The sequence below is a fragment of the Pseudomonas sp. S32 genome (genome assembly GCF_016648095.1).
In the GTDB taxonomy this organism is placed as follows: Bacteria; Pseudomonadota; Gammaproteobacteria; order Pseudomonadales; family Pseudomonadaceae; genus Aquipseudomonas; species Aquipseudomonas parafulva.
Window position 1 is genome coordinate 1 of the sequence record NZ_JACVVF010000019.1, and the last position, 12760, is coordinate 12760.

General features: G+C 65.2%; 10 protein-coding genes. 5 read left to right on the forward strand and 5 right to left on the reverse strand.

From position 1 onward, the window contains the following. Positions 1-272: 272 nt before the first annotated feature. The gene (locus tag IAE38_RS12515; RefSeq protein WP_201163379.1) at positions 273-1004 is read left to right on the forward strand and encodes a hypothetical protein; all 732 of its coding nucleotides are present in this window, start codon (positions 273-275) and stop codon (positions 1002-1004) included. A gap of 14 nt (positions 1005-1018) precedes the next feature. Here the strand turns inward: IAE38_RS12515 and IAE38_RS12520 are convergent, their stop codons facing one another. Further along, positions 1019-1903, reverse strand: coding sequence for an alpha/beta hydrolase (locus IAE38_RS12520; RefSeq protein WP_201163295.1), 885 nt, complete (start codon positions 1901-1903; stop codon positions 1019-1021). Between the two features lie 165 nt (positions 1904-2068). Here IAE38_RS12520 and IAE38_RS12525 point away from each other — a divergent pair, with 165 nt between their 5' ends. Both IAE38_RS12525 and IAE38_RS12530 read left to right on the forward strand, forming a co-directional pair. Further along, positions 2069-3145 carry a metal-dependent hydrolase gene (locus IAE38_RS12525; protein ID WP_201163296.1) on the forward strand — a complete coding sequence of 359 codons (1077 nt, stop codon included), beginning with the start codon at positions 2069-2071 and terminating at the stop codon, positions 3143-3145. A gap of 3 nt (positions 3146-3148) precedes the next feature. Further along, positions 3149-3847 carry a TraX family protein gene (locus IAE38_RS12530; RefSeq protein ID WP_201163297.1) on the forward strand — a complete coding sequence of 233 codons (699 nt, stop codon included), beginning with the start codon at positions 3149-3151 and terminating at the stop codon, positions 3845-3847. 69 nt (positions 3848-3916) lie between these two features. Here IAE38_RS12530 and IAE38_RS12535 read toward each other — a convergent pair whose 3' ends face one another. Together IAE38_RS12535 and IAE38_RS12540 are read right to left on the reverse strand one after the other, a co-directional pair. Further along, the gene (locus tag IAE38_RS12535; RefSeq protein WP_201163298.1) at positions 3917-5449 is read right to left on the reverse strand and encodes an FAD-dependent oxidoreductase; all 1533 of its coding nucleotides are present in this window, start codon (positions 5447-5449) and stop codon (positions 3917-3919) included. A 155-nt stretch (positions 5450-5604) separates the two neighbouring features. Next, positions 5605-6930, reverse strand: coding sequence for an MFS transporter (locus IAE38_RS12540; protein ID WP_201217798.1), 1326 nt, complete (start codon positions 6928-6930; stop codon positions 5605-5607). Positions 6931-7091: 161 nt separating this feature from the next. On the opposite strand from IAE38_RS12540, the gene IAE38_RS12545 reads away from it, so the two are divergent. Both IAE38_RS12545 and IAE38_RS12550 read left to right on the forward strand, forming a co-directional pair. Next, complete coding sequence (locus IAE38_RS12545; protein ID WP_201163300.1) at positions 7092-8189, forward strand: sugar diacid recognition domain-containing protein; 1098 nt, start codon at positions 7092-7094, stop codon at positions 8187-8189. Positions 8190-8297: 108 nt separating this feature from the next. Continuing rightward, positions 8298-9449: a glycerate kinase gene (locus IAE38_RS12550; protein ID WP_201217799.1), complete on the forward strand. Its 1152-nt coding sequence runs from the start codon at positions 8298-8300 to the stop codon at positions 9447-9449. Here IAE38_RS12550 and IAE38_RS12555 read toward each other — a convergent pair. Continuing rightward, positions 9439-10389, reverse strand: a complete 951-nt coding sequence (locus tag IAE38_RS12555; RefSeq protein ID WP_201217801.1) for a site-specific integrase — start codon at positions 10387-10389, stop codon at positions 9439-9441. The two genes, IAE38_RS12550 and IAE38_RS12555, sit on opposite strands and share 11 nt — an antisense overlap. A gap of 78 nt (positions 10390-10467) precedes the next feature. Next, positions 10468-12708 (reverse strand): putative bifunctional diguanylate cyclase/phosphodiesterase, encoded by a 2241-nt coding sequence (locus IAE38_RS12560; RefSeq protein WP_201217802.1) that lies wholly within the window; start codon positions 12706-12708, stop codon positions 10468-10470. Positions 12709-12760 lie beyond the last annotated feature (52 nt).

Sequence of the window (12760 nt, forward strand, 5' to 3'; positions counted from 1 at the left end):
TGCCATACATCGCGCTGCCTGCTTCGCGGGTAAACCCGCTCCCACAGGGATTGCACCAATTTTGAGATCTTGTGGAAGACAGTTGCTCTCACAATGGGCGTGGGTTGCCTGCGAAGCAAGTTGTCTGCCTAGCAGCCACGGTGCTAGGGCTGTTCACCCCGCCTTTAAGGGCCGCGCCCCACAGCCACCCGCACTTTTTCCATTTTCGGCGCTCTATCCTAGGCCCAGGCCGCTGCGATCCCCGCGTGGCCGCCGATTTCGACCCGGTGCCGATGGTTGCGTGCAAGCCCCACCTGTTACTCCGCCTGCTGCTGGCAGGTGCCCTCACATGCCTGTGCGCCTGCAGCCATCAGCAGGGGCGTGATATCGTCACCCAGTTCAGTGACGGCAAACCCAGCGAGCTGTTCCAGACCAGCGTAGACCGGCTGGCCACCTTGGCGATGCGCGACAACCTGCAAAGCCTGTACCTGCTGATGAACAAGCTGTACCTGCGCAACCCCAGCCAGTGGAAGCTGTCCGGCTACCTGGATGCCGCCACCGCCGAGCGGCAGATCCGTATTGCCATCGAGCAACGCCAGCCCCTGCCGCAGCTGGGTAACCGCCGCGACCTGGCGGCCCTGAGCTACGCCCTGAGCCCCGAATTTCGCGGTGACCGTGTGGGCGCCTTCATCTATGCCATTGGCAGCATGCTGATCACAGCGCACGGTGGGCGCACCGAGTTCTACATCACCGACACCATCGACCCGCTGTTCGTCAACAACGCCGCGCGCAACATCGAGAAGGCCACCTGGATGCTCAGCCAGCGCCAGGATGCCAATGGCGTACTGCTGTTGTTCTCCAACGAACTGTCAGAAGAGGGCAGCAACCTGAGCTTTGCCGTGGAGTTTGGCAAGGTGGTGGCCCGCCTTGACCTGCTGGCCGAGCTGCTGGATGAGCGCTACCGCCGTATTGGCCTGAACTATGCGCAGAGTTTGTTGCTGATGAACTTCCTGCCGGTGCAATGACTGTGGCCTGGGGCCTACAGCAACGCCTGGATGGCCTTGCGGTAGCGCTGGCCCGCCAGGCTCATGCTGTTGTTGTGGGTGGCGCCAGGTACCAGCAGCAAGGTCTTGGGCTCTTGCGCTGCTTCGAACAGTTGCTGGCTGAAGCGTGATGGCACGTAACGGTCGTCCAGCCCATGCACCAGCAGCACCGGCACCCCCACTTCGTGAATCTTGTTCAGCGAGTCGAATTTCTGCGACATCAGCCAGCGCACGGGCAGTGAAGTGTTGGCCACCACGGCGGCCACATCGCCGAGCGAGGTGAAGGTGGACTCCAGAATCAGCCCCCGTGCCGGGGCGACGGCCGCCTTGTGGCGTGCATCACGGGCCAGCTCGCTGGCCAGTTCCACCGCCACCGCGCCACCCAGTGAATGGCCGAAGATCAGCCGCTTGGCAGGGTCCGGCTGCAGCTGGGCGAACCGCTCCCAGGCAATGCGCGCATCCTCGTACACGGTGGCCTCCGAGGGCAGGTCGCCGCGGCTACGGCCAAACCCGCGGTAATCCACGGCGAGCACCGAAAAGCCCATGGCATGTAACTGCTCGATGCGAAACAGCTGGCCGGTGAGGTTCCAGCGCACGCCGTGCAGGTACAGGATGGCCGGGGCGTTGGCGCGCTGTGCGGGCCACCACCAGGCGTGCAGGCTCTGGTTGTCGGTGAAGGTACGCGGGCGCAGGTCCAGTTCCTGGATGCCGCTGGGCAGGCCATGGAACCAACTGGCCTGGCCCGGCTCGATACGGAACACCAGTTCCCGTTCCTTGTGTTGCAACACGGAGCAGCCGGCCGGCAGCCCGAGCAGCAACAGGGCGGCGCACAGCCAGCTGAACCAGCGGCGGCGCAGGTGGGCAAACATAAAAGTAGGCATGCGGGCTTTTTATCAAATGCACTGCCCCGAATGTGAGAAAAGTTACCGAACGGCCGCACCGCTTGTTTGCAAGCTGTTTCGGCACGTGCCTGAGCGACCCCGCAATTGCACTGGGCGCCCGTATGCAGGTAGCGTGCGCTAATACCCCCTGACAAAGGCCTTCCCTTGGACTCCATCACCCAAGCCGTTCTAGGTGCGGCGCTGCAAGGTACCGTACTGGGCCGCCTCCAGGGCCGCCGTTCGCTGCTCTACGGGGCAGCGCTGGCAACGGTGCCCGACCTGGACGTGGTCATCCGCTATGCTGACCCGGTGTCACGGATGACCTACCACCGTGGCTTTTCCCACTCCCTGTTCGTGCTCACCGGCCTTGCGCTGTTGTTGGCATGGCTGGTCAACAAACGCTGGCCTGGCAAGGGCTATACATTGCCCAGGCTGTTCCTGGCGTTCTGGCTGGTACTGGTAACCCACCCTGTGCTCGATGCCTTCACCGTGTATGGCACCCAGTTGTTCTGGCCATTGCAACTAACCCCACAAAGCTGGGCGGCGGTGTTCATCATCGACCCGGTCTACACGCTGCCACTGCTGGGGGCGGTGCTGTACGCAGCCAGCAAGGGGGTGACGTTGAAAGCCACCCGCCTGATGGCCCTGGCACTGGCATTCAGCACCGCCTACTTGGGTTTTGGCCTTGGCAGCCGCATGGTGGCTGAGCACCGCTTCCAGGCCGCACTGAATGCTCAGGGCATACAGGCCAGTGAAGTGCGCGCGGTCCCGATGGCCTTCAACAGCCTGGTGTGGCGCGTGCTGGCCAAGGCGCCCGGTGGCATCTACTACGAAGGCGTCAGCAGCCTGTTCGACCGCGGCCCGCCAGAAATGCAGCGCCTCACCCGCCACCTGCCGTTGGCCGAGGTATTGGCGAACGACCCGTTGCACCAACGGTTACGTTGGTTCACTGACGACTGGCTGCGCTATGACCAGGTGGGCCGCACGCTGGTGGTGACCGACCTGCGCATGGGGACGCCGGGCAACTACAGTTTCCGCTTCGACTTTGCCCACCTGGATGACCAGGGGCAGTGGGTGATCCAGGTGCCTACCGCGCACCAGGCAGGCGGCCCCGGGTCCATGTTCAACGGGCACGACCTGGCCCTGATCTGGCGGCGCATAGTCGCCCAGCAACCACCGGTCCCCCTGGCCAGCTGGACCTCTCGCTACCTGGGCGTGCAGCCTCCTGAAACCGGGCATTGACCCATGCGCGCACCCGGCCTGGACCTGGTGAAATGGCTGGCGATGCTGACCATGGTCGCCGATCACCTGCGCTTTGTCTGGCCGCAGGCCGACGGGCTGTTCGTGGTCGGGCGCATGGCCTTTCCTTTGTTTTGCCTGGCCATTGCGGTAAATGTGGCCAGGAATGAGGCGGGGCCGCTCTGTACCCGCAGCAACCTGCGGTACCTGGGTTTGATGCTGGTGTTTACCGTGCTGTCGGAACCGGTGTATCGCTGGCTGGACAGCGGGTCATTGACGTTCAGCATCATGCCAACGCTGGTGTTGGGGCTGCTGGTTGCCTGGGGTGTGCACTATCAACAGGGCTTGGCACGCCTGCTGGGGCTTGCAGCACTGATAAGCGGCTGGCTGGCAAACGATCGGTTGATGTATGGCTTGCCGGGGGTGCTGCTACCCGCCGGCTGGCTGCTGGCACGTCGGCACGGTGGCGCTGGGTGGTTAGTGCCATGCCTGCTGGCCATGGCGGGGAACTTGACCAATGGCTGGTTGCGTGAGCATTTGCTGGCGCCGTTTACGTGGCTTGTGCTCACCACGGCACTGTTTTCAATCCCATTAGGGGTTGGCTTACTGCGCTGTACCAGGCCCGAAATACCGGCCGTGGGGCGGTGGGGGTATGCGTTTTACCCAGGGCACCTCGTGCTGATCAAGCTGATGGGTGGGGGTTAGGCTCACCGTGGTGGGTGGGCCGACGCTGGCAAGCCGGCTTGGGAGCCGGAACGCCAGCGGTCATCGGCTTCAACTGACGGGCACCACGATCAACTCAAGGGCTTCGGCCAGGTCCAGCGGCCGCCTCATACGCTGCGACAGCACCATCATCGCATCGGCATAACCCTTGGCGATCACGGCCTGCACTTGCCCAGCCGTACACTGCAGGGCAATGAAGTCACCCGATTCCGGTGCCCCCACGTACTCCATCTGGTCCCACGTCTGCGCATGCCCCAGCCTTTCGTAGCGCTGGCCATGATGGAAGGTCCAGAAGTAGGGCACATCTGCGTAGTGCCGCTTCTCACCGAGCATGTTCGCTGCCGCGATCACCCCGTGCTGCTGGGCCAGGCGCCAGTGCTCGATACGTACCGCGTGGCCTGAGAGCGGAAAGGTGGCAATATCGCCTGCAGCCCACAGGCCGTCGGCCACGCGCATTTCACCATTGGCCTGCAGCGACTTGTCATCCGCCAGCGCCACGCCCTGGATGAAGCTTGTGACGGGCTCGACCCCGGTACCCAGCAGTACCATCGCGGTGGCCAACCGTTCACCTGTGCTCAGCAACACGGCTTGCGCCTGTTCATCGCCTTCAATTGCAACGACATCTGCCGGGCCGTGAAAGGTGACGCCCTTGCTTTGGTGCAGCGCACGGATGCTTTTACCAATTCGCTCGCCCAGTTGTTTGGCCAGGGGCACTTCGTGGCGGCTCACCACATGCACCTGGGCGCCGTACTCGCAGAGCGCCGAGGCAGCCTCCAGGCCGATGAAACCATCGCCGACGATAACCACGGGCTCCCCCGGGGTGGCTGCGTCGAGCAATTGCTCGGCGTCATCGCGGGTACGCAAGGTATACACGCCGGCAAGCGTGCTACCTGGCACGTCCACGCGCTTCGGCTTGGCGCCCGTCGCCACCAGGCAGGCGTCATAGTCGATGCTCTGCCCGTCAGCCAGCAGCAGCTGGCGTTTCTGGCTGTTCAGCGAGCGCACCTTGGCGTGCTTGCGTTCCAGCTGACCCTTGCGCAGGTCATCGGGCTCCAGCAACGCGGGTACTTCGTCAGGCGGCATTTTACCGGCAAGTACAAATTTGCTGAGTGCCGTGCGGTCATAAGCGGGGTGGCGCTCCTGGTCAATCCACACCAGGCGGCCGGCGAAGCCTTGATCCAACAGTGTGGCGACCGCCGCAGTACCTGCCGCGCCGGCACCAACCACCACGAAGCAGCGGGCATCGCTGCGCCGGGCTGGCTGGGGCTTGGGCATCGGGCGATCATCCACCCATACCCGTGCGTCCTGGACCCAGGCCTTGTAGCGTTGCAAGCCCGTGAGTGCCGGCGGCTCGCAGACTGCGCCATCGCCAAGGGCAAACGCGGCCTTGTGCCACGGGCAAATCAGCATGCCGTCACAGACACGGCCTTCGTCGAGCGGGGCGCCGGCATGGGGGCAGGTGCCTTGGAAGGCGTGTACCTGGTCACCTTGGCGCAGCAGGATGAGCTCTTCACTGCCAGCCTGCACACGCAGGGGGCGCTGATCATCGAGGTCGCTCAGATGGGCTACGGCGTGGTGGGTCATGGGCGTTTCTCCAGGGAGGGGCTCTGGAGGTTATGACGCCGGTCGGGGGAGGGTGATGCGTTGGGCTGACGACCGGCAGGGTAGGCGTGGTGGAGGTAGCGCCTGGAAGATCGGGCGCCGCATGCTCGGCACTCGATCACCCAGGCGCTGCAACTCTACCGGTGAACGCCGCCTACCACACCCGTCCGGGTAACCCGCAGGGCCACCAGGCTACCCAGCACGATCAGTGCCGCCAGGGAATACAGCGCAGCGTCGGTCGAACCGGTCTGGTCCTTGATGAAGCCCACCAGATACGGGCTGAGGAACCCGGCCATCTGGCCCACCGAGTTGATGATGGCCAAGCCTGCGACGGCGGCGCCTGCGCTCAGCAGGGCAGTGGGCATCGGCCAGAACATCGGCAGGCCGGTCAGTGCGCCCATGGTGGCAATGGACAGGCCCAGAATGGCGATGGTCGGCGTGCCGGCGAAGTTCACCGCGATCAGCAGCCCTGCTGCGCCCATCAGCATCGGGACGACAAGGTGCCAGCGCCGCTCGTTGCGCAGGTCGGCCGACCGGCCACACAGAATCATGAACACACCGGCCAGCAGGTACGGAATGGCACTGAGCCAGCCGATCAGCAGCGGGTTGTCGAAGCCCATGTTCTTGATGATCGACGGCAGCCAGAAGTTGATGGCGTAAACGCCACTCTGGATGCAGAAGTACACGAAACCAAACGTCCAGATCAGCGGGTTGGTCAGCACCGCCCGCACGGTGTCGCCAGAGGTGCGGGGCTTGGCGTCGGCGTCGGCCTGCAGGTCGGCGGCGATCAGCTGGCGTTCGCGGGCATTCAACCAGTGGGCCTTCTGGTGGCCGTCACTGAGCAGGAACACCGCCAGCGCACCCAGCGCCACGGTCGGCAGGCCCTGAATCAGGAACATCCACTGCCAGCCGGCCAGGCCGTGCTGGCCGGCGGCGAAATGCTCGAGGATCCAGCCGGAGAACGGCCCACCCAGCAACCCCGAAACCGGGATCGCCGACATGAACAGGGCCATGATGCGGCCCCGACGCGCCGCCGGGAACCATCGCGAAAGGTACAGCACCACACCGGGGAAGAAACCTGCTTCGGCAGCGCCGGTGAGCAGGCGCAGGGCATAGAACTCGGTGGGGGTGGTGACGAACAGCAGGCAGGTGGACAAGCTGCCCCAGGCGATCATCATCAGGGCAATCCAGCGCCGCGGGCCGAAGCGGTTGAGCGCCAGGTTGCTGGGCAAGCCGCACAGCACGTAGCCGATGAAGAAGATGCCGGCGCCGAGGCCGTAGATGGTTTCGCTGAAGTTGAGCGCGTCGAGCATCTGCAGCTTGGCAAAGCCGACGTTGACGCGGTCCAGGTAGTTGAACAGGTAGCAGATGAAAATGAACGGAATCAACCGCAGGGTAATGCGCCGGTACAGTGCGTTACGCTCGGTGTCCATGCCGTGGTCAGGGGCGGGGCTGTGTGCCATGATCGGGTTCTCTGTTGTTATGGTTGTCGCCGCGTCGCCTGTGCCGGCGCTCGCCCCACCGAGTCTCGGGGACGGCGGCATGCCTGTCTTTGTGCTTTTGCACAGCACCGGCCAGCCACTGCTGTGCCCTGGCCCAATCGCTCGCTTGCAAGGACCCTTGAATGTTCGAACTCGACCACGACCTGGCGCAGGATATTGTCGACCGGGCGATGGCCATTCTGCCGTGCAACGTCAATGTCATGGACAGCCAGGGGCTGATTCTGGGGAGTGGCGAGCCTGAGCGGGTGAACACCCGCCACGAAGGTGCGCAACTGGTGTTGGCCAACGGGCGCATCGTCGAGCTGGATACCGATGCTGCACGCTGCCTGAAGGGCGTGCAACCGGGCGTGAACCTGCCGCTGATGCTCGATGGCCGGCTGATGGGCGTACTGGGCCTTACCGGAGACCCGCACCAGGTGCGGACCTACGCCGAACTGGTGCGCATGACTGCCGAAATGCTGCTGGCCCAGCGTCACCTGCAGGCCGATCAGCAATGGCGCCGTCAGCGCTGCGATGACCTGCTGGCGTTGCTGCTGGGTGGCGCGGGCGATTCGCCACGGCTATTGGATGAAGCGCGGCAACTGGGCCTCAAGCCTCAGCTGCCGCGGGTGCCGTGCCTGTTTGAACTGGCCTCGGGCCCTGACGCCGAGGCGCTGGCCGCCTGGCTGATAAGCCGCTACCCCGACAGCTGGTGCGTGAGCCCTGCGCGCCAATCGCTGCTGTGGTGCCGCCCGGCAGGCGCGGCGCTGGATGAAGCACGCCTGCTCGAACGCCTGCAACGCCATGGCTGGGTTGTCGAGCGCCTGGCGCTTGGCAGCGTGGCCCAGGGGTTGGAGCAACTGCGCCGGGGCTATCGCCGGGTCCGCGACCTGCTCGCCTACGGCAGGGAAGTGCTGCCCGGCGAACAGTTATTGAGCCTGCACCGCTACAGGCTGCCGGCAATGCTGTGGCGCCACCGCAGCGATGACGCCCTGGACGAGCTACTGGAGCCGCTGCAACGCATCCGCGCCAAGGATGGCAACGGCCAGTTGCTTGCTACCTTGCGTGCCTGGTGTGCCCATGACGGGCAGAGCCAGGCCTGTGCCGACGCGCTGGGCATCCACCGCAACAGCTTGCGCTATCGCCTGGAGCGCATCGCCGAGCTGGGCGAGGTGGACCCGCTGCGCATGGAGGGCATGCTCAGCCTGTACCTGGGTTTGCAGTTGCTGCCCGCTGGCTGACCAGCACAGGCAGTTGCCCAAACTAGCTCCGCGCAGCGTTGTGCATTTGACTGAGGCCGCTGGCGTTGCCAGGTGTCAGCATGCCGCTATCAGGACAGGAGTATCACCATGAAAATCGTCATCGCGCCCGACTCGTTCAAGGACAGCCTCGACGCGGCTGGGGTAGCCCGTGCCATTGCCAACGGCCTGCGCGAGGCGCTGCCCAAGGCCGAATTGATCGAGTGCCCGATGGCCGACGGAGGTGAGGGCACCATGGAGGCCATCCTGGCGGCAAGCGACGGCGAGTTGCGCCGGCAGACCGTGCGTGGGCCATTGGGGCACAAGGTGGAGGCAGGGTGGGGCTGGCTGCCGCAGAGCCGCACCGCAATCATTGAAATGGCCCAGGCCAGCGGCCTGCAGTTGGTGCCTACCGGTCAGCGGGATGCCTGCCGCAGCAGCACATGGGGCACCGGTGAGTTGATTGCTGCAGCGCTGGCGGCTGGGGCCAGGCGTGTGGTGTTGGCGATTGGGGGCAGTGCCACCAACGATGCTGGCAGCGGCATGTTGCGGGCACTGGGCCTGCGCTTGCTGGACGCCCACGGGCAACCGCTGGTTGAGGGTGGTCTGGGCTTGGCAGGCCTGGCCAGGGTCGACGCCAGCGACCTCGACCCACGCTTGGCCGAGGTGCAGTTCGAAGTCGCCGCAGACGTCGACAACCCACTGTGCGGCGCGCACGGTGCATCGGCAGTCTTCGGGCCGCAAAAAGGTGCCAGCCCCGAGCAGGTGCAGGCGCTGGACAAGGCACTCGGCCATTTTGCCGACCATTGTGCGCGCCTGCTGGGCGAGGACGTGCGCGACTTCCCGGGATGTGGCGCCGCAGGCGGCATGGGCTTTGCCGCCAGGGCGTTCATGGGCGCGCAATTCCGCCCGGGGGTAGAGGTTGTGGCCGAACTGACGGGGCTGGATGCCTTGGTTCAGGGCGCGGACCTGGTCGTGACGGGCGAAGGCCGTTTCGACGCCCAGACCCTGCGCGGCAAAACGCCCATGGGCGTGGCGCGGGTCGCCCAGCGCCATGGCGTGCCGGTAGTGGTGCTGGCAGGTACGTTGGGGGAGGGCTACCAGCAACTCTACGCCCACGGGGTAGACGCTGCGTTTGCGTTGGCTGACGGGCCGATCAGCCTGGATCAGGCCTGTGCCGATGCGGCCCGGCTGTTACAGGCCCGCGCCTGCGATATCGGCCGCCTGTGGCAGTGTGCTCGCCAGTGGTCCGTCAGGGCGTAAGGGCCGGCAGTGGGCTGGCCGGCAGCAGGGCGAGTTCACCGAAACGCTGCGTGGCGTCGATGTAGCGCAACGCAGACTTGGCATCTTTCCAGCCCACATAGCTCATCAGCGCCTTGAGCTCCCAGCCGTTGGCCGTGGCCCAAGTGGCGAAACCGCGGCGCAGGGAATGCCCCGTGTACAACGCCGCCGGCACCCCGGCGCGCTCGAGCATGCGCCGCAACACGCCGACCAGGCTGTTGCTGTTGAGCGGGGCATCGCCCAGGTTGCCCCAGCGGTCGAGCTTGCGGAACACCGGGCCGTGGGCAATGCCCGCCACTTCCAGCCATTGCAGGTACGCCGTTACCGGGCACAGGGCCTTGAGGGCAGGGGTGCGGTGCTGCACCCCCAGCGCCTCTCTGTCACCTTTGCTGCGTGGCAGAAACAGGGTGATGCCGACACCGGGTTCGGCCTGAATGTGCTCCACCCGCAGCCGCGCCAGTTCATCCCCGCGAAAACCGCGCCAGAAGCCCAGCAGCAACAGGGCGCTGTCACGCCTCGCCCGCCGCAATGTGTGCAGGTCATGCTGTCCGCGGGCCAGGCGTGCCTCCTGCTCAAAGCAGCCCACTGCGGTTTGCAGGTGCTGCAACAGCAACGGCGCCGCCTGCCGTGGCGGCGCGGGGTGGAGGGTGCGGATACCGCGCAGCACCTGGCGCACCAGCGGCGCTTTGGTAGGGTCGGGAAAGCCTTGGCTGATGTGCCACTGGCTAAGCGCTGCCAGGCGCTGGCGCAACGTGCTCACCGCGTGCTGGCTGGCGTGATCGGCCAGGTAGCGGGCAATGCTGTCGGCCGTGGCCGGCAGGAAGCCGCCCCAGTGGGTTTCAAAGTGGTCGATGGCCGCCTGGTAGCTGCGCCGGGTGTTGTCACGGGTGGCAGCGCGCAGGTAGAGGTCTATATCGGTCATGGTCCGGGGCCGGCGGGGTGTGCGAGGCTTATACGATACCTACAAAATGCGCGGGTGCGGTAATTGGGGCTGCCGGTATCAGTAAGCGACTTTTTCTTCCGCCTCTTTGAACGGCGCATACTCGCGCAACTGCGCATCGGACAGCGGGCGGCTGAAGTGATAGCCCTGGGCGATATCGCACCCGGCCAGCTTCAAACACACTACCTGTTCACGGGTTTCGACCCCCTCGGCCACCACTTCCAAGCCCAACCGCTTAGCCAGAATAATCGTGGACGAAACGATCGGGCTGTCGTCAGGGCTGTTGGACAGTGAGGCGATCAACGACCGGTCGATCTTCAACTTGCTCAACGGCAGCGAGTGCAGGTGGGCAAAGCCTGCGTAGCCGCGGCCAAAATCGTCCAGGCTGATGCCTAGGCCCGCCAGACGCAGCCGATGCAGGTGCTCAACGCCCGGGCCTTCGGGGTCCAGGATGGTGGTTTCGGTGATTTCCAGCTCCAGTTGCCCCGGTGCAATGCCATGGCTGTGCAACCCATCGAGCAGGCGGCTGGCGAAGTCCGCCTGGCGCAACTGCAGGGCGGACACATTCACCGCCAGGCGTGCCTCCCGCCCTTCGGCGGCCCAGCCCGCCAGCGCCTCGCAGGCCAGGCGCAGCACTTCCCAGCCCAGCTCGACAATAAAACCGCTGCGCTCGGCCAGGCCGATGAAGCGGTCTGGGTAGAGCAGGCCGAATTCGGGGTGGTCCCAGCGTACCAGCGCTTCGTAACCCACCACCTGGTGAGTATCCAGATGGATCTGTGGCTGGTAGTGCAGCACGAACTGACGCGCCGCCAGCCCGCTGCCGAACGCCTGTTCCAGGGTAAACGCCTGAATATCCGCCAGGTTCAGCGACGGGTCGAAGAACCGGTACTGCGCACGCCCGGCCTGCTTGGCCGAATACATGGCTGCGTCGGCGCTGCGGATCAGGCTGTCGATGTCCTGGCCATCGCGCGGGCAGATGCTGACGCCAACGCTGGGGCTGGTGTTGACCTCCTGGCCGTCCAGGGCATAGGTGGCCGAGAGCCTGCGCACCAGCTCACCGACCCAGGCGTTGATCTGGTCTTCGCTGCGCTCGCCGGCCAGCAACACCACAAACTCATCGCCGCCGAAGCGCGACGCCTCGTCCCCGGGCTCCAGCAAGCGCTGAATACGTCCGGCAACGGCCTGCAGCAGCAGGTCGCCAATCTTGTGCCCCAACGAGTCGTTGATCGATTTGAAGCGGTCCATGTCGATGAACAGGATCGCCATCAACTGCCGCCGCCCACGCTGGCGGGTCAGGGCCAGCCCGGCCACCTCAACGAACTGGCGACGGTTGTGCAGGCCGCTGAGGTGGTCGGTGGCAGCGGCATGGCTGCTACGCCGGTGTTCGTCCTCCAGGCGGCCGATCAACTGCTGGTTGACCTGCTGGGCATGCTCCAGCGCGCTGAACGCTTCCTGGCGTTTACGTAGCAGGCGCAAGGTCCAGGCCAGGCTGGCAAGAATCATCAGGGTCATGCCCAGGTTCAGCCAGAACTGCCTGGCGTAGGCCAGCTGCGAAGGGGTGACGATTTCCGCCTGGGGTTGGCTCACCACCACGCTGAACCCGCGTTCGGGTACCCGCCTGTACAGGCTTTGATAGGCCTCGCCTACGCCGTACTGGGTGAGCAACCCGGCGTCTGCACCGCGGCTACTCAAGACCGGCTGCAGCGGGCTTTCGATAGCCGTCACACCGCGGCCATCGATGCGCAGGCGCTCCCACCCGTCATCCTGCACGAGGCTGACCCTGCCGCCGCTTCCCAGGTCGACAGGGTGCAGCAGTTCTGCCAGGTAGAGGGGCTGCAACTGAAGCAGCACGACCTTGCCATTGTCGCCGCCAAGGGGGACCAGGGCCCTCAGGGCTGCGCGTTCATCAGGCAGTACTTGAGCCAGAAACGGCTTGGCACCGTATACCGCCAGTTGCCTTTCCAACTGCGCGAGCCAGGGCTTGGGCAGCTGGGCGGGGGCGTCGGGCAGGGTAGCCGATAGCAGGCGGCCGTGCCGGTCATAAAGGCCAAGGCGCTTGAATGCGGGGTCGTTGGCCTCGCTGCCGGTGGCTGCCTGGCCACGGTCGAGTGCCTGGCGCAGGTTCTGGCCGATGATGCTGGCCAGGTTCAGGTGTTCGGCGGCTTTGGCCGCCAGCGCGTCTTGCCCGGCCGACGCTTTCTGCGAGACATGCAGCCCCCAGAGGAACGCCAGCGTGGCAGCACACAGCAACAGGATCAGCAGCCGTAGCAGGCTGGCGGAAGAAAGCGAACGACGAATCACTTCTGATAGTTCCCGACCCTGGGTGAGGCCACAACAATACGACAGGAAGATG